Annotated in this window: 20 protein-coding genes and 1 pseudogene; 13 read left to right on the forward strand and 8 right to left on the reverse strand. The window is 60.1% G+C overall.

The features are described from left to right. Positions 1-24: 24 nt before the first annotated feature. On the forward strand, positions 25-1,449 hold the full coding sequence (locus DES53_RS01135) for a hypothetical protein (RefSeq protein ID WP_147263123.1): 1,425 nt from the start codon (positions 25-27) through the stop codon (positions 1,447-1,449). A 7-nt stretch (positions 1,450-1,456) separates the two neighbouring features. Here the strand turns inward: DES53_RS01135 and DES53_RS01140 are convergent, their stop codons facing one another. Beyond that, positions 1,457-1,831, reverse strand: a complete 375-nt coding sequence (locus DES53_RS01140) for a VOC family protein (RefSeq protein WP_113956371.1) — start codon at positions 1,829-1,831, stop codon at positions 1,457-1,459. 130 nt (positions 1,832-1,961) lie between these two features. On the opposite strand from DES53_RS01140, the gene DES53_RS01145 reads away from it, so the two are divergent. The 7 genes from DES53_RS01145 to DES53_RS01170 all read left to right on the forward strand — a co-directional run bounded on the left by DES53_RS01145 (position 1,962) and on the right by DES53_RS01170 (position 11,306). After that, a complete protein-coding gene (locus DES53_RS01145) occupies positions 1,962-2,801 on the forward strand; it encodes a carbon-nitrogen hydrolase family protein (protein WP_113956372.1) in 840 nt (279 codons plus the stop codon). A 236-nt stretch (positions 2,802-3,037) separates the two neighbouring features. Then, the gene (locus DES53_RS01150; protein ID WP_113956373.1) at positions 3,038-7,723 is read left to right on the forward strand and encodes a PVC-type heme-binding CxxCH protein; all 4,686 of its coding nucleotides are present in this window, start codon (positions 3,038-3,040) and stop codon (positions 7,721-7,723) included. Between the two features lie 179 nt (positions 7,724-7,902). Beyond that, complete coding sequence (locus tag DES53_RS01155) at positions 7,903-8,496, forward strand: RNA polymerase sigma factor (protein WP_113956374.1); 594 nt, start codon at positions 7,903-7,905, stop codon at positions 8,494-8,496. After that, positions 8,483-8,995: a hypothetical protein gene (locus DES53_RS01160; protein WP_113956375.1), complete on the forward strand. Its 513-nt coding sequence runs from the start codon at positions 8,483-8,485 to the stop codon at positions 8,993-8,995. Before DES53_RS01155 ends, DES53_RS01160 begins: the two co-directional genes overlap by 14 nt. A 44-nt stretch (positions 8,996-9,039) precedes the next feature. After that, positions 9,040-10,245, forward strand: a complete 1,206-nt coding sequence (locus DES53_RS01165; protein ID WP_113956376.1) for a PDZ domain-containing protein — start codon at positions 9,040-9,042, stop codon at positions 10,243-10,245. Between the two features lie 68 nt (positions 10,246-10,313). Then, positions 10,314-10,538: a hypothetical protein gene (locus tag DES53_RS32705; protein ID WP_170156767.1), complete on the forward strand. Its 225-nt coding sequence runs from the start codon at positions 10,314-10,316 to the stop codon at positions 10,536-10,538. An 87-nt stretch (positions 10,539-10,625) separates the two neighbouring features. Further along, positions 10,626-11,306 carry a hypothetical protein gene (locus DES53_RS01170; RefSeq protein WP_147263125.1) on the forward strand — a complete coding sequence of 227 codons (681 nt, stop codon included), beginning with the start codon at positions 10,626-10,628 and terminating at the stop codon, positions 11,304-11,306. A 7-nt stretch (positions 11,307-11,313) separates the two neighbouring features. On the opposite strand, the gene DES53_RS01175 is transcribed toward DES53_RS01170, so the two are convergent. Together DES53_RS01175 and DES53_RS01180 are read right to left on the reverse strand one after the other, a co-directional pair. After that, complete coding sequence (locus DES53_RS01175; protein ID WP_170156768.1) at positions 11,314-12,564, reverse strand: glycosyltransferase family 4 protein; 1,251 nt, start codon at positions 12,562-12,564, stop codon at positions 11,314-11,316. Between the two features lie 130 nt (positions 12,565-12,694). Continuing rightward, positions 12,695-13,759 (reverse strand): hypothetical protein, encoded by a 1,065-nt coding sequence (locus tag DES53_RS01180; protein WP_113956379.1) that lies wholly within the window; start codon positions 13,757-13,759, stop codon positions 12,695-12,697. A gap of 121 nt (positions 13,760-13,880) precedes the next feature. Between DES53_RS01180 and DES53_RS01185 the strand changes: the two genes are divergently transcribed. The 5 genes and pseudogenes from DES53_RS01185 to DES53_RS33805 all read left to right on the forward strand — a co-directional run bounded on the left by DES53_RS01185 (position 13,881) and on the right by DES53_RS33805 (position 21,510). After that, positions 13,881-14,321 (forward strand): 23S rRNA (pseudouridine(1915)-N(3))-methyltransferase RlmH, encoded by a 441-nt coding sequence (locus DES53_RS01185; RefSeq protein WP_113956380.1) that lies wholly within the window; start codon positions 13,881-13,883, stop codon positions 14,319-14,321. 405 nt (positions 14,322-14,726) lie between these two features. After that, positions 14,727-18,722 (forward strand): PAS domain S-box protein, encoded by a 3,996-nt coding sequence (locus tag DES53_RS01190; RefSeq protein WP_170156769.1) that lies wholly within the window; start codon positions 14,727-14,729, stop codon positions 18,720-18,722. 529 nt (positions 18,723-19,251) lie between these two features. Then, positions 19,252-20,153, forward strand: a pseudogene (locus DES53_RS01195) (MBOAT family O-acyltransferase). Positions 20,154-20,193: 40 nt separating this feature from the next. Next, positions 20,194-21,381 (forward strand): hypothetical protein, encoded by a 1,188-nt coding sequence (locus DES53_RS01200; protein ID WP_147263127.1) that lies wholly within the window; start codon positions 20,194-20,196, stop codon positions 21,379-21,381. A gap of 6 nt (positions 21,382-21,387) precedes the next feature. Further along, positions 21,388-21,510, forward strand: coding sequence for a hypothetical protein (locus tag DES53_RS33805; RefSeq protein WP_281270102.1), 123 nt, complete (start codon positions 21,388-21,390; stop codon positions 21,508-21,510). 39 nt (positions 21,511-21,549) lie between these two features. Here DES53_RS33805 and DES53_RS01205 read toward each other — a convergent pair whose 3' ends face one another. The 5 genes from DES53_RS01205 to DES53_RS01225 all read right to left on the reverse strand — a co-directional run bounded on the left by DES53_RS01205 (position 21,550) and on the right by DES53_RS01225 (position 24,190). After that, positions 21,550-22,560, reverse strand: coding sequence for a nucleotide excision repair endonuclease (locus tag DES53_RS01205; protein ID WP_113956384.1), 1,011 nt, complete (start codon positions 22,558-22,560; stop codon positions 21,550-21,552). A 170-nt stretch (positions 22,561-22,730) separates the two neighbouring features. Continuing rightward, a complete protein-coding gene (locus tag DES53_RS01210; RefSeq protein WP_113956385.1) occupies positions 22,731-22,973 on the reverse strand; it encodes a hypothetical protein in 243 nt (80 codons plus the stop codon). A 146-nt stretch (positions 22,974-23,119) separates the two neighbouring features. Continuing rightward, positions 23,120-23,296 (reverse strand): DUF1328 domain-containing protein, encoded by a 177-nt coding sequence (locus tag DES53_RS01215; RefSeq protein WP_113956386.1) that lies wholly within the window; start codon positions 23,294-23,296, stop codon positions 23,120-23,122. A gap of 105 nt (positions 23,297-23,401) precedes the next feature. Then, positions 23,402-23,587: a CsbD family protein gene (locus DES53_RS01220; RefSeq protein WP_113956387.1), complete on the reverse strand. Its 186-nt coding sequence runs from the start codon at positions 23,585-23,587 to the stop codon at positions 23,402-23,404. 87 nt (positions 23,588-23,674) lie between these two features. Next, on the reverse strand, positions 23,675-24,190 hold the full coding sequence (locus tag DES53_RS01225; protein ID WP_113956388.1) for a DUF892 family protein: 516 nt from the start codon (positions 24,188-24,190) through the stop codon (positions 23,675-23,677). Positions 24,191-24,384 lie beyond the last annotated feature (194 nt).

Consider the following 24,384-nt stretch of genomic DNA (forward strand, 5'->3'; position numbering starts at 1 on the left):
GCGTGCGTGCCTTCTGCGGTTTCCATGTCATCATGCGGAGACATGGATCATCACGAGCAACCGCCCCGGCGCGAGCCCCACGAGCGGTGGCTGGATGAGGAGGATGACCTCCCTCAACCGCCGCCGATGCGACGTGGCGGCCTCAATGAGCGGCGGTCCGAGACAGTGAGGCGCAGCACGCAGGTGATGACCTTCCTGCTGCTCGGCGTGCTGGTGCTGATGGTGCTGGCCTACACCTACCTGAAGGATGAACCCCGCCCGTGGGAGGATGACCTGAAACGATCTTCGATGACGGAGGAGAGCCAGGATCTCTCGGCTCCGAGTCGCATGAAGTACATGCTGATGGCGGGTTCCAAAATCCGGCTCATTGAATATCCCAATACGCCTCCATGGGAGTGGGATACACCATCACTCGCCCAAGCCCTCGATGACAATGGGATGGTGCTCGACAACCTCCGCGACCTGCTGGAGGAGAAGACGGAGGAATGGAGCCCGCGCAACCTGCTCTGGATGGTCGAGGACTTCGGGGCCGATTCCGCGTGGCATGCTGTCATGAAGCTGAAGCAGGCAGAGTCTGCCTACCTCAGCCGGAGCGGTCGGGAGGAGGCAGCCTTTCTCGCTGCGATGGACCTCGCCCGACTGGGCCATTTGCTGGAGCAACTTGATGCCTGGCCTTCCTTCATGGACCGCTCGCTGGATCTGCACCAAGCCAGTGCCCAGTCCCTGGCCATGCTGTTGCGCCGCACCCAGCTCGATGCGCAGACGCTCCGCCGCCTGCAGGAGGAGGTCTATCGTCCGTGGGCTCCTTCTGCCACCGCCTTGCGCGAGGCGATGAGTGGATTCTACGGGTTTGAGCGGAAGCTGCTGGTCGGGCCAGAGGATGGTGAGCCGCCCCTGCCTGAGGGATACATCCCGGTGCGTACAGACTGGCTTCTCTTCAAACCCAACGCCACGCTGCATCTCTTTGCAGACAGCTTTCGCGAACTAAAAAGCGAATCATCGGCAACGGTTATGGCACGGCAAAACCAAATTGGCTTCCGCATGCGCCAACGGGCCAAGGGGGGCATGCTCATTCCGGATGGAAATGCCACGGGCGAGGAATACTTTGCCACGCGCATCCAGCCCTACTTCGCCCTGCCGGACCGGCACGGCCTCGCACGTGCACAGCATGCCTCCATCATGACACTCTTTGCGGTGCGCCGGTTCCTGCTCGTGGAAGCGCGCGTGCCGAAGGACGCCGGTGAATTGACCGCAGCCTACCTTCCGGAAGACGTGGTGGATCCTTTCACCGGCGCACGACTGCGCATCAATCTTGCTTCCGGTCTGATCTACTCTGTTGGCACGGACATGCGGGATGATGGCGGACGCGTCTCGCCTCTGCCGCTGGACGACCCCACGGAGCCGACACTGGAAATCGGAGTCTCCGTGGCGAAGCCCGCATCGTCCTAGCTGGGGCTCAGGAGTCCGTCTGCGAGTGCAGAGCAATGCGATTGCCCTCGCTATCCAGCACGATGGCCCGGAATCCCCACGGTCCGATCGGTTCCACATCCGTTCGCATCTTGCCGCCGTTGGCCTTCACCGCTTCCACGGCGGCGCGCAGCCTGCCATCCACGTTGAAGTATTGCATGGTGCCCTGGTCGGTGGGGGAGGATTCATCCGACTTGTAGAGACAACCACCCAGGACATTTTCCTCACCCGGGAGCATTCCCATCACAAAGCCACCACCCATGTCCACCTTGTTCACCGGCTCACCGAGCACGGCGCTGTAGAAGGAGATGGCGCGATCCAGATCGTTCACGGGGATGTCAAACCAGACAATGAGCTTCTTCATGGCGCAAGTGTGATGGGGCGGGAAAATTCTGGCAACGGGCAAGTTCGTCACCCGATGATGGCTTCTGGGAGTATGGAAAGGTGTCGTTTTCGGATTGTAGAGACTTGGGATTGTGCGGCAGACTGACCCCATGCGCATTGCCCATTGCCAGTACGAATCGTGGGTTGGTGACTTCGAACACAATCTCAAGCGTGTGGAAGAGGGACTTGCCCGGGCGGACCGGGAGCAGGTGGAGATTGTCTCCTTCCCGGAGTGTTTTCTTTCAGGGTATCCGGATACGGAGGAAGAAGCACGACGTGGCGCCTTTGCGATGGATTCACCCCAGCTTGCCAAGGTGCTGGACCTGACGAGCCGGTTTGAACCCACCCTCATTGTTGGCTTCAATGAGAAACGTGGCTCAGACCTGTACAATTCGGTGGTGGTGGCCCATCGAGGACATGTGCTCGGTGTGTACAGCAAGTGCGCTGCGTACCAGAAGTTTCACAAGCAGGGGCGCGAGTTTCCCATCTTCGAGCGTGGAGGAGTGAAGTTCGGCGTCATCATTTGCGCGGATGGCGGCTACATCGAGCCTGCGCGTATTCTTGCCGCGAAGGGCGCTCGCATCATCTTTGCGCCGCACTTCAACTACATCCGCGACACCGGGCTCATCAGCCATTTCATGAAGGTGCGCGCGGACCACACGGCGCGCGCCATTGAGAACAGCGTGTATCTCGTACGTGGCAACAATGTGGTGCTGGACACCGCGAAAAGCGGCATCACCCGCACGTCAGGCGTGGGCTATGGAGACAGCTACGTCATCGACCCAGGAGGCGAGATCCTGGTGCGCAGCCGGAGACATGCGGAAGACTTCATCTCCATCGATCTGGAGGTGAGCAAGGGGCCGGACCAGTCCTTCGGCATGAGCAGGTCTGCGTGGAGCTTCCGAGAGTTTGGGGGGATTCTTGAAGAGGCGCTGAGAAGTTCAAAGTAGAAGGCTTCTCCAGAAGCCTTTCACCATGGCCCTGCCCACGCCTGCATTTTTTCACTTGGTCTGAAGTCCCTTTGCATCATCCTGTGCCGACAGAAACTCCTCGACCTGTGGGAGCCGTGAAAGGCTTCTGGAGAAGCCTTCTACTTTGCAGCGCATGTCCGATTTCGCACAAACATTGTCCGCTAGAGCCCTGATGTCCTCCCGTAGCCTCACCCTCGCTCCAACGCATTCTCGCCATGCACTCCTCACGTCTCACCCTGCCGCTGATGATGGCGGCTCTGGCCAGCTTGGCCCCGGTCCCCACGGCCTCTGCTGAATCCTTGATCCGATGGGAAAAGCGCGTGCTGGAAACGCGTTTTTTCAGCGAAGGCGCCGCCTTCGGCGACCTGAACAACGACGGAAAAAACGACATTGTCTACGGGCCCTATTACTGGCTCGGTCCGGATTTCAAGACACCAGTGTCCTTCTACAAACAGGACGAATTCAACATCAATGGCTACTCCAACAACTTCTTCTCCTATGTCCACGATGTGGATGGAGATGGCTTCAAGGATGTGCTGGTACTTGGATTCCCCGGGAAGGATGCCCGCTGGTACCGCAATCCCGGCAAGACTCCCTCAGCAGAGTGGCAGGCCTTTCAGGTGGCGGACATCGTCGATAACGAATCGCCCGAGTTCACGGACGTCACCGGCGATGGCAAGCCAGAAGTCGTCTGCTCGCGCGAAGGCCGCTTTGGCTACTACTCCGCTGACGGGGGCGATGTAACCAAGACGTGGCAGTGGCATCCTCTCACGGAAGACGTGAAGGTGGGCAAATTCACCCACGGCATGGGCATTGGCGATGTGAATGGTGATGGACGCCTGGATTTCCTCGAGGCGAAGCGCTGGTGGGAGGCCCCTGCGTCCGGGAATGCATGGAAGCAGCACACCTTCAATCTCACCGGCGGTGGCGGTGCGCAGATGTTCGCCTACGACTTCAATGGTGACGGTCGCAATGACATCATCACCTCGTTGAACGCGCACCAGTATGGCGTGGCCTGGTTTGAGAACAAGGGGGGGCAGGACGGTGCGGCATGGGAGAAGCGTCTCATCGTGGGATCGCAGCCTTGGGAGAATGAATACGGCGTCCGCTTCAGCCAGCCGCACGCGCTTGCGTTGCAGGACGTTGATGGCGATGGACTGAAGGACCTGATCACCGGCAAACGCTACTGGGCGCACAATGGACATGATCCGAACGAGCGCGATCCTCGCGTGCTCTACTGGTTCCAGACGAAGCGTGGCAAGGATGGCAAGGTCGAGTTCATCCCCCATATGATCGATGGTGACACCGGCGTGGGTACGCAGCTCACCACGGGCGATATCGATGGCGATGGACTGCTCGATGTGGTTGTGGGCAACAAGTATGGTTGTCGTGTGCTTCTGCAGCGTCGTGAGCAGGTGAGCGCGGAGCGCTTTGCGCAGTTCCAGCCCCGCAAATTCTATGGACCGGAGTCCATGCCATCCTCGAAATATGCCGGCGGTCTGAGCCCGCAGGAAGCGGTGAAGGCGATGACGCTGCCTGCAGGTTTCAAGGCAGAGTTGGTGACGGCGGAGCCTGATCTCGTGCAACCGATTGCCATGTGCTGGGACGAGCGTGGCCGCCTCTGGGTGGTGGAAGGCAATACCTATCCCCAACGCGCTCCGGAAGGGGAGGGCAAGGACCGCATCCTCATCTTCGCGGATGAAGATGGCAACGGCAGCTTCGAGACCCGCAAGGTGTTCCTCGAAAACCTCAACCTCGTGTCCGGCATCGAGGTTGGCTTTGGTGGTGTCTGGGTCGGTGCGGCGCCGAACTTCCTCTTCATCCCAGACAAGGATCGCGATGACAAGCCGGATGGACCCGCGCAGGTGCTGCTGGATGGCTGGGGGTATCAGGACACGCACGAAACGCTCAACAGCTTCATCTGGGGACCTGATGGCTGGCTCTATGGTTGCCATGGTGTCTTCACCCACTCGCGTGTGGGCAAACCAGGCACTCCAGACGAGCAGCGCACTCCGCTGAATTGCGCTGTATGGCGCTACCATCCGGTGAAGCACGAGTTCGAAGTCTTCGCGCACGGTACCAGCAATCCTTGGGGATTGGACTACAATGACCAGGGCGAGTTCTTCGTGACCGCGTGCGTCATCCAGCATCTGTATCACATTGTGCCGGGTGGCCGCTATCACCGCCAGGCTGGCCAGCACTTCAATCCTCATACCTATGAGGACATCAAGACCATGGCGGACCATGTGCACTACGCGGGCAGCGTCGGTGAGAATGCGCACTGGGGGCCGCGTGCCGGTCAGGTGAATCTCCCCGTCAGCAATGACACCGATCACGCTGGTGGCGGTCATGCGCACTGTGGACTGGCGATTTACAACGGTGACAATTTCCCGGTCGAGTACAGAGGTGAACTGCTCTTCAGCAATCTTCATGGCCATCGCCTGGTGCAGGATCATGCGGACCCAATTGCCAGCTCGTATGTGGGCCAGCATCGCGCGGACTTCATGCGCAGCAACGACCACTCCTTCATCTCGGTCACGCAAAAGGTCGGTCCAGATGGCGCTTTGTACATCAGCGACTGGTCGGACAAGCAGACCTGCCATCATCGCGATGTGAAGGCGTGGGACCGCAGCAACGGGCGTATCTATCGCATCGTGTATGACACGCACAAGCCGTGGAAGGGAGACCTCGCGAAGCTGGGCGATGCCGAACTCGCGAAGATGGCCGTGGAGAGCACGAATGGATGGTTCGAGCGCATGGCACGCCGCGTCCTCATGGAGCGTGCGGCCTCTGGCAAGCTGGAAAAAGATGCCTCAGGCAATCCCGTCGCGCCGATGAAACTCATGGAGTGGTATGTGATGAACTCCGCTCCGAACAAGGAGAGTGTGCCCAATGGCAGATTGAAGTCCCAATGGGCGTTGCAAGTGATCGGGGCTGCGGAGCAGGATGTCGTGGGAACTCCACCCGCAGACACGGATGAGAGCGTGAACGTTTTCGCGATTCGTACTCTCCAGGGCAAGGGCTTGAGTGCTGAATCCATCGGTCACCTCAACACGGCGGCGAAAGCCACCAAGTCGCCGGTGGTGCGCCGCGAACTCGCGTCGCTTCTCCAGCGCCTTCCTATTGCCCAGCGTGAGGGTATTGCCATGGCCCTCATCTCCCGCAAGGAAGACGCGGCGGATCCCATGATTCCCTTGTTGGTATGGTATGGCATCGAACCCCTCGTCGCGGAAGATCCTGCCAAGGGTATTGCGCTCGCCAATGTCAGCCAGATGGACAAGGTCACGGGCTTCATCTATCGCCGTCTCTCGGGTGATCCTGCGGGCCGTGAGGCGTTGCTTTCCGCTGTCGTCAGCATGAAGGACGCGGCACAACAGAAGAAGACGTTGACCATGTTGGTCGATGCAGCGCGCACGGCTGGAAAGCTCTCGACACCTCAGAACTGGTCTACAACTTCCGCATCACTGCGCTCCGTGGACGCCACTGCCGTGGATGAGCTTTCCGCGCTCTTCGGCGATGCTGCTGCCATCAAGGCTTTCCGCGAAGAGCTTGCGAATGCCTCTGCGTCGCCGCAGAAGCGCGAAGCCGCTCTGCGTGTTCTTTTGCAGGTGCGTGACGTGGCTTCCGCCAAGCCCTGCCAAGAAATCATTGCAGGTGCTGCGTCGCCACTACGCCGCAAGGCCATTCAAGCGCTTGCCGGTCTGCCCGATGTAGGCAATGCCCCCGCGTTGGTGGTTGTGTACGCATCTCTCTCCAACGAGGAGAAGAGTGATGCCATCTCCGTGCTCGCATCCACGAAGGAAGGTGCAGTCGCCTTGCTCAAGGCTGTGGAGGGCAAGACGGTATCGAGGGATGCGCTCACGCCGTTCCTCATCCGCCAGCTCCAAACGCTCAAGGACAAGAACGTGGACGCGCTTGTCGCTCAGGTATGGGGGACAGTGAATCAGTCGAAAGCAGATCTGCCGCAGCGTGTGGCGAAGTTCAAAGCGATGCTCTCCGCGGATAAGCTCAAGGGCGCGGATCTTGTGAATGGCAAACTGGTCTACACCAGCACCTGCGGCACGTGCCACAAGCTCCTGGGCGAAGGCGCCAGCGTGGGCCCGGATCTCACGGGTTCGAATCGCGGCAGCCTCGACTACCTTCTGGAGAACGTGCTCGACCCGAACGCCATCATCGGAAAGGCCTACCAGCTCAATCTCTTCTCCATGAAGGACGGTCGCGTACTCAGCGGCATCGTGAAGGAGGAAACGGATGATGCCTATCGCGTGGTCATGCCCGGTGGTGTGGAGTTCACTCTCACCAAGGCCGAGGTCGCGACGCGTGAAATCTCGAAGTTCAGCACCATGCCCGAGGGGCAGTTCGAGGCATTGCCAGCCGATATGGTCATCAACCTCGTCGCGTATCTGCAGAGCAACGTCTCCAAGCCCGCGACACCTGCCGCTGCCGGAGGGAATGCTCGCTGGGTGGAAGGTGCCATCGAAGGTGAGTCCTTGAGAGTGCTCAGCACCAGTGGTGGCAGTGCGCGTCCGCAGGCCATGGGTGGATTCGGCCCGCAGTGGAGCGGTGGACAGCACCTCTGGTGGACCGGTGCCAAGGCTGGCGACACGCTCACGGTGTCTCTCCCCGCGGAAAAGGCTGGCAAGTACGCGCTCAAGCTCGCCCTTACCAAGGCCCGCGACTATGGCATGATTGAAGCCACGCTCAACGAGACTCCCGTCTCAGCGGCAAAACTGGATCTCTACAACACACCGAACGTGATCCACACCGGAGAACTCGACTGGGGCACGTACGACTTGCCTGCTGGGGAGAACAAACTCACCATCAAGATTACCGGAGCCAATGCCGCTGCGGTGCAAAAGTTCATGGTCGGCATCGATTATGTGAAGCTGGAGAAGAGGTGAGGCCCGCCACGCGGGCAACACATTGCTCGGTGATGAATTCATTCGTAGCTGCGCCATAAAGGGGGCCTTGCAGCCTTTCAGGCTGCAACTTCGGTTGGGGTTGGGCGTGTGCTTCACGACATCTGAAAAATTGACTTCCCTCACACAAGCATTCCGCCCTGCGTCGTTGTCATAGATGCATGGCATTCATCCCATCTGGCAACGGGGACTCCCCACCCGGCGACAGCGGCGAGCGCGAGTACATCTCCGCTTCCGTCACCGCCGAGGCTGCAGAGGCTGTCCCCTGGCGCCAGTGGTATGAGTCCCATGCCTCGCGTCTGCTGCTCTACGTCCGCCAGTGGCTGCCTCGCCGGCAGGACGCGGAGGACGCGGTGCAGGCGGGTTTTGTGAAGTTCTGGAAGCACCGGCCCGAGCCGGTGACCGAGGACACGCCGCTGCTGTATGCCACGGTGCGGTGTGCGGCTCTGGATCTCCTCAAATCCCAAATGCGTGCCGCGAAGCGGGAATCGGATGCAGGGAAGGAATGGGACGATCGCTGGTGGGACGCTCCGACTCTGGAGGAGCAGGAGCGTGCCCAGGTCCTGCAGAAGGCCATGCAGCGCCTCTCCGAGGATCACCGCGAAGTCCTGCTGCTGAAGATCTGGGCAGAAATGACCTTTGCCGAAATTGCCCAAACCCTGAACGAGAACCCGAACACCGTGGCCGCGAGGTACCGCTACGCGCTGGCCAGCTTGAAGAAACTTCTGCCTGAAGATTGTCATGAACGAGTCTGAATTCGAATCCGGCCTGCGTCGCTTCACGCCGGTGAAGCCATCGCCCGACCTGGCGCAGGGTATTGCCACTGCTTTGGAGCGACATGTTCCTGCTCCCACTCCGGTGTCACGGCGGGTATCTGCGACTTCGGAACCTTCACTTCTCTGGGTCTGGCTTGATCGCCTGCTGTGGTCTGCGCTCGGCGCGACGGCGGCGATCGCCGTCACCATGGCCATGCGTCCAGCGCCGGCCCCTGATTCTGTGCTCACCGTCACGCAGCATGACCCTGTGACGGCGGTTCCGGGCGCAGTTCCTGAATTCCAGAAGGTGCTGACCAGCAACGAAGCGCTCGATTGGAAGGATGAGGGCATCCATTTCGACAGCAGTGGCCAGCCTGTGCTGAAGCTGCAGCGCACCGCCGTGGAGCACCAGGCTTGGGCGGACCTCCAGAATGCCGGGGTCGTGCAGGTGGAAGTGCCCCGCCAGGAGGTCATGTACGTGCCCGTCCAACTTCACTAGTGAATCGCGCAAAGAGACCAAAACATTCCAACTCAACTATCTTCATGAAATCGAATCGACGGAAACAAGCGCTGATATGCGCAACCCTGCTGTCCTCAGCTCTGGTGCCAGGCGGCATGTTGAAGGCACAAGACGAAAAGGACCCGGCCGCTGAGAAGAAGGAGCTGCTGGAAAAGGACCTGAAGAAGCTCAAGGAGTACAAGCTTGAAAGGCAGTTCGATGCCAAAGCTCCTGAAGCCAGAGAGTCTGGCCCCGCTTTGAGGAAGATGCTTTTCAAAAAGGAGGTGAAGCCAGGGACGAAGGTGCCATTCCTGGGAGTGGTCTTGGGTCCGGTGGATGAATCCCTCGGCTCACAGCTTGGCTTGTCTCGTGGTGTCGGTATTCTGGTGCGTGCTGTGATGGATGACAGCCCAGCTGCGAAATCGGGTGTGATGGAGCATGATGTCCTGCATTATTTCAATGACCAGCTCCTGGTGAATGAGCCCCAGTTGCAAGCGCTGGTACAGCAGGCTGGCATCGGCAATGAGGTGAAGCTCACCCTGTTCCGGAAAGGCAAAGTGGAAGCCATCCAGGTGAAGCTGGGCGAGATCGTGGCCAGTGAAGAGCGTGAAGTGACGGACGGCCCACGCCTGTTTCATCAGTTCGATGGTCCCGGTCGTGGAGTCATGGAGCGTCCGCTAGTTTGGGCTGCTCCGGTGAGGAGCCCTGAGGCTTACGAGCGTGAGGTGCGTGAGTTCCAGGAGCGCATGCACAAGCTGCAGGGGAATGCGGAGGAGATTCGCAAGGAGATTGAGCGTTTTACCTCCCGCATGCAGGATGCTGCGAAGCTTGAGGCCGGAAAGAAAAAAGGTGTCCTGTACTACCAGGACAAGGATGCCGGTGAGCCCAAAGTCCGTGTTCAGGTTCTTACGGGTGGGGAGGATGGAAAAGGCGCGGTGGCCTCAGCCATTTCCAGTGCCGTGGGCAAGGACGGCACGACCTACATCACGCACAACAACGTGATGGTCACGAAATGGAAGAACGAGCAGGGCAGCGGAGAGTTGAAGGTGGAGAACGGGCGCAAGCACCTCACCGTGAGGGATGCTGGGGGGAAGGAGCTTTTCTCCGGCCCGGTTGATACTCCCGAACAACGTGAAAAACTCTCCCCGGAGGTGCGTGAGCAAGTGGAGCGGATTGAAAAGGGGGTAAAGGTCGACGTCCGCTCCATCGACACCCCAGCGCCGGATGTCAAAAAGCCGGAGGGAGATTGATTCGCGCGACCCTATTCAACGGGAACGAGGGCCGGTGCATCTAAGGGAATGGGAGACCCCCATTCCCTATGAGCACACGAACCTTTGCCGGCCCCAAGCCGGACTCCGTACCGTCCCTGGCATCTGACGGTCTGCCCGACAAATCCGACTCAGGACAAAGTCACGGCCGACGGCGGCGACACACCCCGGAGCACCATCAAGATCGCTTCCTCCGTATCGTGTCGCGCGTTCTGGTGATCATGGGGGGACTGATGATGATCTGGCTCCTGCTGAGAGCTTTGGGTTGGGTGTGACGCGCCTCATTCTGCAATCACGGCCAAGTTCCTGAGTTTCTGCAACCAGGATGGACAATGGTGGTTCAAATGCCTACCATCTCTCCCATGCGCTCCCTCTCACGCATCGTTCCCGCCCTGTGCCTGCTTGGTTTTTCCCTCCTTTGCGGCGGGCTCCATGCCCAGACGACCACGACTTCAACGGGCCCTGTGGCTGTGTACCGGCTGTCGTTTGAGGAGACCGGGGACAGCGTGAACTACCGCCCCTACCAGAACGGCTTTTACATCGCCCCCATCAATGGTGGCAGTGGTTCCCTCATCCTGACACTCATCACGGGCAACCAGAAGCAATATTTCGCCTATGAGGCCTTCGGCGAACTCTTCGTAGCCGTCGATGGCAAGGAGAAGAAAATGGTCCTCAGTGCCACCGCCGCCAATGATGTGAGCACCACGGTCTTCTACGCCATCGGCAAGACTGAAAAGGAGATCGAAGTGGAGAGCCGCAACGCGGTGAGCAAGGTGAAGGTCGCTGAAAAGATGACGGGCTATGCCGTGAGCGCGGATAGCGAGAAGGATCTTCCGTTCGCAGGTGCCGGCACCTCCGTGGGTGTGGCTGGGGTGAGCATTCTCACCGCGAAGTTTGACCAGACTCTCACGAACGCCGCCATCCGCGACAATGCGAGCGTGGCCACTGAGGTGGATGAGATCATCGCTACGCTGACGGCTTCTGGATACGTCGACGGCAGGCCGCAGAACGCTGGCAACGGAAATCAGGCGACTGGCAACTAGGCTGGGTCTAGTGCCTGAGGGCGATTTGCGCGTATCTGCGCTCCATCTGCTCTCCGCGCACGGAGGCGGTGTAGGTGTTCAGGCAGCGCTCGCGTGCAGCTGCGCCTCGTTTGTGACGTTCTTCAGGGGAGTCGGCAAACGCCCTCAAGGCGTGAGCCAGCTCCTCCACGGTCTGGTCGGGTGTATCAGCTTCTATCACCCAGCCGCAGTCTTCATTCACAAAGAGTCCCGGGCCACCCAGGTTCAGGCAGATGACCGGAAGGCCGGCCGCCATGGCTTCGATGACGGCATAACCACCGGAGTCATGGAGCGAGGGGAAAAGCAGACCCGCCGCATTTGTGGTGGCCCTCAGAGCCTCTTCGCGGGGCACGCTCCCGCTGAACTGCACGCGGTCCGCGACGCTCAAATTCTTTGCAAGCTGTTCCAGGTATCCCCGCTCTGGTCCGTCGCCGAGCACGCGGAGATGCAGGTGGGAACGATCGCTCTGCGCCAGTGCGCGGATGGCGAGGTGAATACCCTTCCAGGCCAGCAGCCGTCCGGTGAAGAGCAGGGTGAGTTTTTCATTCTCGCCCGCGGACGGGTGACGCGGTAGGGCTGCAAGGGCCTGCGCTTCCTCATCCGGCAGAGAGATGGCCGGCAGCACGTCGGGATTCGGTGATCCGATGGCACGCAGCTCTTCGGCGGACTCGCGCGTCACACCCAGACTCAGGGCGGCACGTTTCACACAGGCGCGCAGCCAGGGGTCTGATCGCGCCAGGCGCACGTGCAGCAGGCGCAGGGATTCAGCGAGTCGTGTCTTCCACCCAAACTCTGCGTAGAAGCTTCCATGAGGCGCCTTCTCCGCACCGCCGACTGGTCCGAAGAGGAAGGGAATGCCCAGCTTGTGCAGATGGCTGGGTACGCTGTGTTTGCCAAAGGTGACGTGATGCGCCAAATCAAAGCGATGCTCCGCATGCAGGCGGCGGGCTTCACGAAGTGCGGCGAGCTGCCAGAGGTAGTAGTACGCCAGCCACCCGAGGCCATTGTTGAGCGGGCCGCCATCCACGAGCTTGTCCAGTGTCGGGATGCGCACCCAGACGAAGTGGACGTTGGGGTGTCTGGCCGGGTCGAATTTGCCGCCCATGCGCTCCTGCCAGCCAGCTTCCGTCAGCACCCAGACCTCATGATGCCGCGAGGCCTGCTCCACGGTGTTCCACCCGATGCCTGGTTCCGAACCCCAGCCGGGTCCGCAACTGAAGGCCGAGAGCAGGAGTTTCATTCCGTGGGTGCAGGAGGGTGTATCACGAGACATTCAACCCTCACGCCGGACACCCATTCATGCAAAACAAAACCTCCGCCCGGTGGGGACGGAGGTTTTGCGAAAACAGAATCGGAATGCGGTGGGGAAGTTACTTCTTCTGCGGCTTGTCCTGCGGAGAGGCCAGGGGCGGCACCGTTTCCACGGGCTTGCTGGAGGCCATGTCCTGCATGGGCACGCGGAAGAGCTTGCCGGTATAGGGACATTTCACTTCCATGCCGGCTGGCAGACCGGTCACATCCACGAGCTGGTGTTTGGCGGCGTACGGGCTGTTCACAAAGCCGGGGCGACCGGCAATGGCTTCGCCGTACGGAATCTCCTGCACCGGCTTCGGCGCTGGAGGCGTCGGAGCTGCGACTACCGGCGGGGAGGGCTTCACCGGAGGCGTGTTCTTTGCCACGTTGGGCGTGGGAGTGGGCTTCGTGGGAGCAATCTCCTTCGCCGCAGCGGGAGCCTTCGTCGGAGCGGAAAGTGCAGGGGCTGGCGAGCTGGCCACGGTGGGAGCGCTGGGCGTCGTCACCGGGTTGTTTTCGATCGGCTTCGTGGGAGCGGGCGCCGGAGGGGTGGGGGTGGAGACAGGTTTGTCATTGAGCACCACACGCGGAGCTTCAGCCTCCTGCTTAACAGGAGGGGCGGTGCGTTCTGGTGCCTGCACGCGGCTCGTGTCCTGCGCCAGCATGGTGCTTGGGGTGGGTACGGCTCCATTCGCGCCGGGCACAATGAACTTCCGGTGCGTATAGGGGCACACCATCGTGGTGCCGGAGGGCACGCCACGCACGTCCACGAGGCGCGGCGGGTTCGTGTACGGAGAGCGGACGTAGCCGGGAAGGGCCGGCACGCTGAAGGCCGTCAGCGGCGTGCGGGACTCCTCATTCTTCATCGACTCCACGAAGTTCCTCTGGGCGAGCACCATTTCGCCGGAGCGGGAACTGCCTGGCGTGGCCCTGGTGGGGGACACTGGCGTGGCAGGAGCAGGCGCTGTGGTCGGGGCACCGTGACGAGGCGTCTCAAGCTCGTACTTGATGTAGGCGATCAAGCCGTCATCTTGAATCTTGCGCCAAGCCTCACGTGGTGGCAGAGCACAGGAGGAAAGGGCTATGGTGGATGCCACACCCAAGAGCGCGGCACGTGACAGGTTTCGTGGGAGTGTGGCCATAGACGCGGGAGTTGAGACTAATCCAAAGTTTATGTTTTTTACAGCAATCTTGCAAGGCAAGTTAGAGAAAATTCTCAAAAAAGATTGTTCAGTGAGGCGGATTTTTTAGACCGATTGACTCATGAAGTGGCAGATCATCGTTGTAGGCAAGCCTTCCCTCCCTTGGGCCAAGCAGGGAATGGAGGACTATGCCGGGCGCCTTCGACACAAGGCCTCGGTGGAAATCGTCCATTTGCGGGAGGGGCCGTCCGCCCAAGTCGGGCAGAAAGCGCTGGAAGCCAGCGAAGGTGCCTGGCGCATTGTCCTCGACGAGAGGGGGAAACAGATGTCCAGTGTGGCTCTGGCGCAGTGGATAGAGAAGCAGGAGCTTTCCGGAAGGAAGCGCGTCTCTCTGTTGATTGGCGGGGCTGACGGCCACCCGCCGGAGGTGCGAAATGCGGCGGACGAGCTCTGGTCCCTCTCCGCCATGACCCTCCAGCACGAGTTGGCCCTCGTCGTGCTCATGGAGCAGATCTACCGTGCCATCAGCATCAATCGCGGGGAGCCTTACCATAGGGTGTGATACACCTGATTAATTTTCACAACGCGGGCGATGGTGGCTATAATACTTGGCGTCACATCCGGAAACCCGGAATCGATGGTAAAAATGTTTTTGAAAAAGAGTTCAGCGTCCGGCTTTTGTCTTGCTTGCGAAGCATGACAAAATTAATTATCACCCCTGAGATTCAGGGGAGCTTAAGCTATGGGGAACAGCCAGTTTTCACTACTGCGTCACGTCATCGAAAGCCAGGCCGACCAGCCCGGAGAGACTCCTGCGTCACCACCTCCCGCTCCTGACCTTTCGAGTTCGTTTCCGTCCGCCGGCACTCCGGTCATGCCTCATAGCAGTGCGGCGGATACGGTGGGTGCTGCACCGCGCGCCGCATTGGCTGGTCCAGCTCCACGCACGGCTGCCCACTCGGGGCACATGAAATTGCTGTTCGACAATGCGCCGGTTGCCATGGCCATGTTCGACACGGACATGCGCTATCTCCTCGCCAACCGCCGTTGGCTGGAGGACTTCAAGCTTTCGAAAGTCGACGTCACCGGTCGCAGCCAGTACGACCTCTTCCCTTCCCTGCATCCCGGCTGGCGCCATGTGTACAATCGCGCTCTCGGCGGGCAGGTCGTGCGCAGCGATCGCGACGCCATCACGCAGGACGGCAAGCGTGTGGTCTATCGCTGGGAGGTTCGCCCCTGGCGGCACATGGATACCACCATCGGTGGCGTCACCATTTCCTGCGAGCGTCTTTATCAAAGCGGCGCTCCTGCAGATGCGGTGGACAAGTCTGCCTCCCAGGAGGAAAGCCTTTGGAAGACGAAGATGCCGCTGCTTGCGCTCACCGCCACGGGGCGCATCCTGCGTGTGAGCGAGGGACTGGCGGGTACGATTCCCGATTGCTCGAAAGAAGAGGAACCCGTATTCTTCTGGGACGCTTTTGCGGAGCCGGAAATGCATCCTCCGGTGAGGCGTGCCACCCTCGTGGCTTTGGATGCGGTGTTGAGCAGCGGGGAATCGCAGGCTTCCATTTTCACCTATCCCATCCAGGAGAACGAAGACGTACTCGTCGCCTCTGCTCCCATCCAGTGGCTGGTGTCGAAGCTCCGCAGCGGATTGCCTGATGTGGAGGGAGATGTGGCGCTGGTAGTGGGCCTGCATGGAGCGGTGCCGGCTGCAAAGGTGGAGCCCGTCGCCGAGAATGCCGCAGCGCAGGGAGCAAGCAGCCAGGAATGGGATCAATTCACGGCGGAGATCGGCCGCCTCCGTCAGGCGCACAAGGAGGCGCTGGACGCTGCAGCTCTTTCCCGTCAGCGGGAGACCCGCCTGCGTGCCGTGCTGGAGCTCGCTCCGTGCGGACTCATGGTCATCGATGAGCACGCCTGTGCCATCTATCAGAATGCGCAGGTGCCCGGATTGCTGGGTCGCGTGGTGCCAGAGGGTCAGCCCATGCACGAGTGGCTGGCCGAGGGCGCGCGTGATGAGCAGCATCGCGCAGAAAGCATCCGCCTCTGGACTGAGGAGATCTGGAGAAAGCGCAGCATCATTCCCATGCCCCTCACCGGCGCGGACGGACTCCATCGCGAGGTGGAGATGCGCCCCGTGCCTCTTCCTGGTGGGGGACTCCTGCTCATGCTGCAGGATGTGACCGAGTCCCGCCGCAGCGAGGAAATGTTGCGCTCCACCGAGGCGAAGTTCCGCACGCTGGTGCATGAGAATCCGCTGCCGGTTGTGCTGGCAGACCGCTCCGGCGCAGTCTTCGACGTGAATCCCGCATGCGAGCAGTTGCTTGGCCACACGCGTGCTGAGATGCGCCGCATGCCCATCGAGCGCTGGCTGGACATGGAGAGCTTTTCGCGTCGTGCGGCTGTGTTGGAGGAGATGACGAAGCGTGGTGAGCGCTACGCAGAGTTCCCCGTGCAGGTCATCCACGCGACAGAGTATGTCTTCCCCGTGCAGTTGCGTCTGGCGGTGGTGCCAGACACGAGTGGCCAGCCGATGTTCACGCTGCACTTCTTCTCGCCGGTGCCTCAACTCGCAGCGAGCAGCCAGGTCGCACCCTCCGCTACTCCTGCAGCAGAGCCTGCCCACGAGTCGGCCTATCCCGCCCAGGTGGGTGAAGGCGAAGTGGAAGCTGCTGTCATGAAGACGTCCGCCGCGCTGGCTGACGCCGCAGCACGCATGAAGGCTTTCGCGCCCACGCCGCTGGAGAAGGCTCCTGCGGACCCGGTGACTGAGGACAGCGTCGCTCCGCCGACGGTTGCCGAAGCGCCAGCGCCGCCTCTCTTTGCTGAAACGGCTCCGGTTCCCGATTCGCCCAGTGTGTCCGCATACGATCCGGTGCTGAGCGAACCGCCCCCTGCCACCGAGCAGGAGGCGATGGCTCAGGATCCGTGGAGTGCGTCAACGGCAGTTCCTGCACCGGCGGAGTCGCATCGTGCCTTCGATCCCTGGAAAGCTTCCCAGCTGGCGGAGCCTGTCTCTCCGGCAGATCCTTGGAGCGCTCCGCAGGCCCAATCGTTTGCCTCCGCAGGGCTGGATCCCTGGGCGACGCCTGCACCTGCACCTCAGGTGGAACCTGAGCCTGCGACTGAAGTCAGCCAGCAGGCTGAATCCTTGTCGGAAACTATGCCAGCGGAAGCGGATATCCCCGTTTCCAGCGTCGAAGCCGCGCCTGCCGAGCCCGTGCCGCCCCCCGCTACTACACCAGTGCTGGAGGAGGCTGTCCCCATCGAGGAGATTCCCGCTTCCGTCCGTCCCGTCGCTCCTCTTGAAGAAGTGCGCGCCGTGGCTTTGCTCTCCACGGATTTTCACGGTCGCATCACGGCATGGACAAGCGAAGCCGAGACGCGCTTTGGTTTCTCACAAGTCGAAATGCTGGGACGCGGGTTGCACAGCCTGTTCCGTCCTTCGGATTCCACGGGGTTGCATATCGAAATCCTGGCACTGCCCGGGTGGGTATCAGCTTCTTCGTCCGCAGTGACGTGGAACTTTTTCCACAAGATGGAAGGACGTCAGGAGGCGACGTTCACGCTGATTCCTCTGGAGCAGGGTGGACTCGCCCTCATCATGCAGGAAGAACAGCGTGTCGCCATCCCGCAGAGTGCGCCGGAACTTCAGCCGGAGACTTCTCCAGAGCCAGCGTCGATCGTGGAAGACGCGCCCGTGCAGATGGAAGTGGCTGAGCCCATCATCGCACCCCAGGAATTCTCGCACGCGGTCCCGTTTGAAGCACCGCCAGCACCTGCAAGCGAGCCGCCCGTTCCCGGGGTTGCGGTCGTGGAGACTGCGCCTGAGAACGCAGCGGAGCCGAAGATCGCCGAAGACGAAGCGATGGTGCCGCCGCCTCTCTTGCTCGACGAGCACGAGGCGCCTGAGGAGTGGCCGGCGGTGCCCGCGAACTTGCTGGATGAGAGTCTTGCTCCTTCGATCTCCGCCGCGACTCCTGTGCCTCTGGCCTTCATTGCGGAGACCTTTGTGCAGAAGACAGTCGTGCCGGACGCGCCGGTGGCCCCGCTGACGCTGGCCCCTCCGCAGCGTATGTTTGCAGACACACCTCCCGCGGCGCCCAAGCCCTTGAGCCTCGCGCCGCCGCAGTCCCTGTACAAGGACACGACTGCCGCAGCTTCCGTGGAGGCGGGATTGACCGTGGCATATCAGGCAGCTCCTGTTTCTCCTCCTGTTCCGGCTCCAACTCCCCAGTCAGAGCTGCCACCGGAGCTGCCGGCACCTGAGAGCGCGCCTCCAGCTCCCACAACGCCCCAGCAGCGTCCTTCGTTTGAGGAGCTGCAGCGCGAGCGCGTGCTTCTCGGCGAGACGCACCACCGGGTGAAGAATCACCTGCAGATCATCACGTCGATGCTCAATCTGCAGATGAGCACGCTGCATAACGAAGAGGCTCGCGATGCCCTGCGCTCCAGCCAGAATCGCGTGCGTTCGATCGCGGCTCTGCACCAGCATCTTTATTTACTCACCACAGGTGAGACCGCGGACTTCCGCGCCTTTGCCACGGGACTCATCAGTCACCTGCGCGAGTGTTATCACGTTCCGTCGGATCGTGTGGTGCTTGGACTGGATATTCCCGAGCAGGCAATGCCCGATGAATGGCTCATGCCACTGGCCTTGGCGCTGAACGAGATGGTGTCCAATGCATTCAAGCATGCCTGGCCCGATGGACAGCCCGGCTTCATGCGCATCTGTCTCATGACTGGCAAGACCCCGGAAGGTACCCCGCACGGCCGGCTCACCGTGGCCGACGATGGCATCGGACTGCCTCCGGATTTTGAGCAGCGCGACCATCTCGGCATGGGGATGAAGATCCTTCGCGTGTTTGCCGGCCAGTTGGGCGGTGAAGTACGCACCCGCACTGGCAATGCCCAGGGGCGCGGCGTGTCTTTCGACCTCGTGTTTCCCACGGCGCGGTAAGCCGCGATAAAGGCGAAGGCGCCTAAGCAAGTAACTGGCTGTTTCCTACAGTTGGTTCACTGGCGCTTCGCTGCTCTCGTAGCAGCCGGATGGCCGAGACCACCAGAGATCCTGTGTGAAGAGCACCAGGATGGGGAAAATGAAGACGAAAGGTGCTTGCAATTGTTTGGCAAAAGGACATGCACACACGCCTGTGCACAAGTGATCCTGCGGCTGTCTTGAGATGCTTTTCCTCACCTATTGGTTCGTCATCTTTGCCGTGGCATTTTATGTCCTCTACTGGAGCATTCCCGTGGCCAGGGTCCGTGTGGGGTTGCTGCTGGTGGCATGCGTCGTATTCCACACGCATTTCGCGGGACCGGCTGGCGTGGTGCCCGTTTTGCTCCTGGGGCTGATCACGTATCTCGCGGCGCGCTCCCAGAACAAGAAAGCGTGCTTGGCGGCGATCGCGGTTTGTGCATTCGCGCTGGTCTTCTACAAGTATTCCAGTTTCATTCTCACGTCGGCGCTCTCACCCATCTCGCCTGAGATGGCAAAGACGGTCACAGAATGGGTGCAGGAGCACCTCCTTCCCGTAGCGCCACCTCTAGCCATCAGCTTCTTTGTCTTTGAGTTTGTGCATTATCTTTATGACGTCCGGAAGGGAACAGCGCCCCTGAAAAGCCCGGTGGAGTTTGGAGCCTTTGCCGTCTTCTGGCCCTCCATCGTCGCCGGCCCAATCAAGCGGTACGAGCAGTTCGTGCCAGCGATGCATGAAGGCGCGCGCAGCGTGAGCCAGCATGACGTGGCCATTGGACTCATCCGTGTCACGATCGGCCTCGTGAAGAAGTACGTGGCGGACAATCTCACCGCGTACATCACTTACTCAGTCTCTCTCTACGATACCCTTCCTTTGGCTACCCGGTGGTGGATTTTCATCGCGCTGGGATTGAGAATCCTCCTCGACTTCAGCGGCTACAGTGACATGGCCATCGGCTTCGCCCGGATGATGGGCATCGCGTTGCCTGAAAACTTCCGGTGGCCCTACCTTGCTGCTAACATCAACGAGTTCTGGAGGCGCTGGCACATCTCCCTCAGCACCTGGTCCGTGACTACATCTACATCCCCATCGGTGGAAACAGGTTCGGAGTCGCTCGCAGGATCTTCAATGGGTTGGTTGCCTTTGCCCTCTGCGGTCTCTGGCATGGCGCCGCGTGGAACTTCGTGCTGTGGGGCCTCTACCATGGGGTGGGATTGGCCATCAGCGGAAACTACCGCACGTTGCTGGGGCGGCCGGGACGCATGCTCGCCTTCTGGCTTTCACGAAACCGGATTTTTGCCTGGCTCCTCACCATGATGTTTGTGCACGTAGGCTGGCTCTTGTTTTTTTATCCCATACCACAAGCCATGAAGATGTTCTGCGGACTCTTTGCAACTGGGGGAACTCCATGAAACGACGCATCGAAACGGGTGCGAATCCCTGCATCATCCCATGGGCTTTGTTCTTGGGAGTGGCATGCGGTTTTGTCGCCTGCTGCATGGCTGGCAGGAAGACAACCGAGATCCACCAGCTGACCGAGGTGAATCGGTTCCATCAGTTGATCACACCCGAGGCCTTGTTTTATCCCACGGCGTCACAGGTGAAACAGCTGGCTCTGTACCGTACGAAGAAGGCAAAGATCAATGTGATCATCGGGGGAGTTCCATTCTCAATGGTTCCGGTCAGCAGGCTCACGAGTTGTGGTCAGGCAAATTGGCCAGGCTGCTTGGCCCGGAGTACAAGGTTGTCAATTTGGGCTTCCGTGCGGCCACCATGGGAGAGGTGGGCGCTCTCGGTGCAGAAATGATCATGGACCGTCGCAAGGTGATTTTCATCACCGACATGCGACCCGGTGGGAATCCTGCTCACCCTGACGGAGTCCGCTTCCGATACTTTTTTTGGGATGCCTGGTACAAGAAGCTGATTGATCGAAATAACCTCGCACGCAACGCCAGCCTTGCAGAGACCCAGAACCTGCGCAGGGGGGATGTCACCTTTGCAGATTTGCGCGCCGGCGCCCGGCTCGACTCTCGGTTTTACTTCAATGACTTGTGGAACTCCCTGGCGTACCACCACGGGGGAACCATCTGGAACCGGATTCATTGCTCCAAGTCCTTCACACCATTGAAACTGTTGCCGGACAATGAGCCGCAGCCACCACCGCCGGATGTCCGGCATGCGAGCCCAGACTATCTGGCCACAATCGACCCGTGCGTGAAACGGTTGGATCCTTCAGGACTGGAGAAGGAAGCTGATGGCCAGTGGACGGTGCCACCAGCCATGGTGCAACAGATCCAGAAAAAGTTGGAGGTTTCCCTGCCCAAAGATGAGTTGCGCCGTCGCACCATCGTCATTGAAACTACTTACGAACCTTTCGTCATGGCACGCATGCCGCCGGACCAACATCAGAAGCTGGCGGTTTTATCCAGTTGTACTGAAAAAGAAATCCAGGCGGCAGGGATGCGATGCTTGAATACTTTTGGAAAGTTCACTGACGAAGATTTCGCCGACCATGTGCACTTTACTGGGGCCGGTGGAGCAAAACTCGCTGCAGATCTCGCCCCTCTCGTTCGCGCCCTGGCCGCAGATCTCGGATACACAAAACAACAACAACAACCATCGGAGGGCCAAAAGAAGTAGATGTCCATGAAGAAGGCTCTCCGCATCCTGCTGTCATTCATCATTGGCTGTATCATTGGTGTCGTTGGCCACTACACATTGTACCGCATCGGCCTGCCGGTGGAGCCTTTCATCTACATGGCATTCTGATCCCGGGCCTCCTTTTCCTGGATGCCGTTCGAAGGCAGTTCATTCGGCCATGAGAAGGCCGGGCAGCTTTTTCACCGCGAACTGTTGCAGCATCTCCACCTGTGTTGACCAGTAGGCAGCGATGCTGTCTGGATCGGGCGTAGTTTCCGGAGCGCCGGACTCTCCATCGGCTGGGACGTCCGGCACTTCGATCATCAAGGGCTTGAGAGCTTCCAGAAGATCCGTGGAGCGTCCGGAGAGAAAGTCACTGAGCTGACAGGCCACTCCCACGGCGTTGCCAGGAAATGGCAACCGCAGGTGAAGGGGAGCTGTGAAGTTCAGGAGTCCTGCCGGGTACTCCGAAAGGGGCAGCTGAGGGTGATGCAGCCGCATGACACATCGGCATAGGGCCGCATGGATGGAACGCGGCAGGGCGAATGCTGGTGAGGCATCGGGCGTGTGGGCCTCTGTCAGGAGATGCTGGGAAGCCTCTGCCGCAGAGTCATCCAGCAAAGGAAGTGGGGGATGCAGAGAACGCGCAGGCGCGTGGACAGGCGAAACGATGGTGGTCACAGAGGACTCATCGGATGGCGCATCCACAGCAGGATTTCCCTCACGAGTCAGCGAGAGATGAAGGTGTTCACCTCTGACGGTGATGCGCAGATACCACGGCGGCGGTTGCCAGGTGCCGGCGCGGTTGAAGGGTGGGCGATGCTCAAGCAACAACACCCGCTCCAGTTCGATGGCGGCCCCGGCAGACTCGCAGGTCTGCCATTCGATTCGAGCGATGCGGTGCACCAGACGCAGGATGCGGCGGGGATGCCTCTCTGGGCTCACGTGACGATAGGAGGTGACTCGTGCGCGGAGATTGAGCGACTGTCCGATGTAGAGCAGCTTTCCCGTGAGATCGTAGAAGAAGTAGACCCCGGGGCACTGGGGCAGTCCCGCGAAGACCTCCGCACCCACACGCGTGGTGATGGGATTGGTGACCTGAAACAAGCGCATCTGACGTGGCCGCACTACAGAGGCGGACATTCCGGTCGCTATCTCGGTCGGATCTGGCGGCTTCATGCTCACGATGTGGACTCCCGTAGCTCGTCGGGAGAATCGTATGTTACCGCCGGGTCAAAAAGCAAGCGAGCGCGGACATCGCGTCCGTGCTCGCTTTGAGTTCCTCAAGGGAGGCGGAGACCGGTTTCAGTCTGTCCGTCTCCTATCTCCGGTGAAAAGGAATGCGAATGCTAGTTCGTTGCGTCTTTGACCGCATCCTTGGTTTCTTCTGCCGCGTCTTTGACGGCGTCCTTCACATCCTCACCGGCATCCTTGAGTCCTTCCGCGGGACGGCGATCCAAGGCGTCGTCCACGCCTTCTTTCAGTGACTTGTCGCGTTCACAACTCGTCATCGTGAGGGGGAGCATAGCCGAGGTGGCGACCAGACACAGGGAAATGCCGGCAGCCTTCAGGGTGTGGATTGCAGATTTCATGGTTCTTTTGGGTTGTGGTTGTTGCGGGTTGTTGAGGGGGAGACGGATTCGTGAATGGATGCAACCCGATCACGAATCGGGCTGGCTCCGGCAGCCGCCATCCTCATGGTGATGAGGTGGCCGGCATGCCGAAACTCAGGTTGGCGCTAGACGGCAGGTCTGCCGCGACCACCCCGACCGGTGAGGATCGAGATGAGGAAGAGCACCAGGAACACAACGAAGAGCACCTGGGCGATCCAAGCAGCAGTGCCCGCGACGCCGCCGAATCCGAGGACGCCCGCAATGAGGGCGACCACGAGGAAGATGATGGCATAGTGGAGCATGGCTTAGTTGGGGTTTGGGGTTTTGGTTTGGGTGATTTTGGGGGGGAAGTGTCCCGCCACGTTGCGGCGGGTTGGGGTTCTCAGGAAGGCAGCAGAGAGAGGTTCCTAGAGCTTCGCGATGAAGCTGCGGATGTTCTCCTTGGTCTCACCGGTGCGTTGCTGGATGCGACCGATCACTTCTTCCTCTTTTCCTTCTTCGAAGAGAAGATCGTCATCGGTGAGTTGGGCATACTTCTGTTTGATTTTGCCCTTCAGGGTGTTCCACCTGCCTTTAAAAGAGAGCTCTGTCATGGCTTTTTGGGGGTTGGGTTTTGGTTTCGTTTCAGAGTTTGGAAATCATCACAAACACCACGGATGAATCGCGGCTCGCGGGGTGGCTCAGTGTGAGGTGCTTCCCTCAATGGCCTCCTGATTGACGCCGGTGCTGAACCATCCGCCCGTGGCGATGTAGGACAGCATCTTGTCATGATCACCGGCGCGTGAAGCCAGCTTGCCCAGCAAGGTCGCTGCCTCACTCTTGCCCAGGCACCGGGCAAAGGCCTTCGCGGTGCCGAAGCCCGCGATTTCATAGTGGGCGATTCGTTGCGCATTGGCGATCAGACAGGCGTCGATGGTGGCTGTGTCCCCCTGCCCGCCCGTCGTTTGAGTGGTCTCCCGGATGAGCCCTCGCATGGCTTCGCAGGTGACACCGGTGGGAGCCGTCTCCAGAAGTTGGCAGACCTCCTGGAGTTGGGTGATGTTTTCGAGCGTGTTTTCAGAAATGTCGGAAAGCCCCTGACGCAGATCCGTGCTGGTCGCCTTCTCAATCATATCGGGGAGCATGGCGCTGAACTGGATTTCTGCGTCGAAGAGGTCCTTCAGTTGATCCTTGAGCAATTCATGGAGGGAGTGCATGGGAGGGAGCAGGGTTGTGCCCCACTAAGGGGCAATACCCGTGCCAATTTTGCGAGCTGTCATCGCAACATGTTGATGCACAGGTGTATATGTGCAGTTGGGAGCTTTTTGGTGCCTGCTAAAATTCCACCTGTTCGTGGCGAAATGCATGCGTATTGCGCATGGCGGTCAGCATTCTGCAATGTTCTTCCGTC

The sequence above is a fragment of the Roseimicrobium gellanilyticum genome (assembly GCF_003315205.1).
GTDB classification, from domain to species: Bacteria; Verrucomicrobiota; Verrucomicrobiia; order Verrucomicrobiales; family Verrucomicrobiaceae; genus Roseimicrobium; species Roseimicrobium gellanilyticum.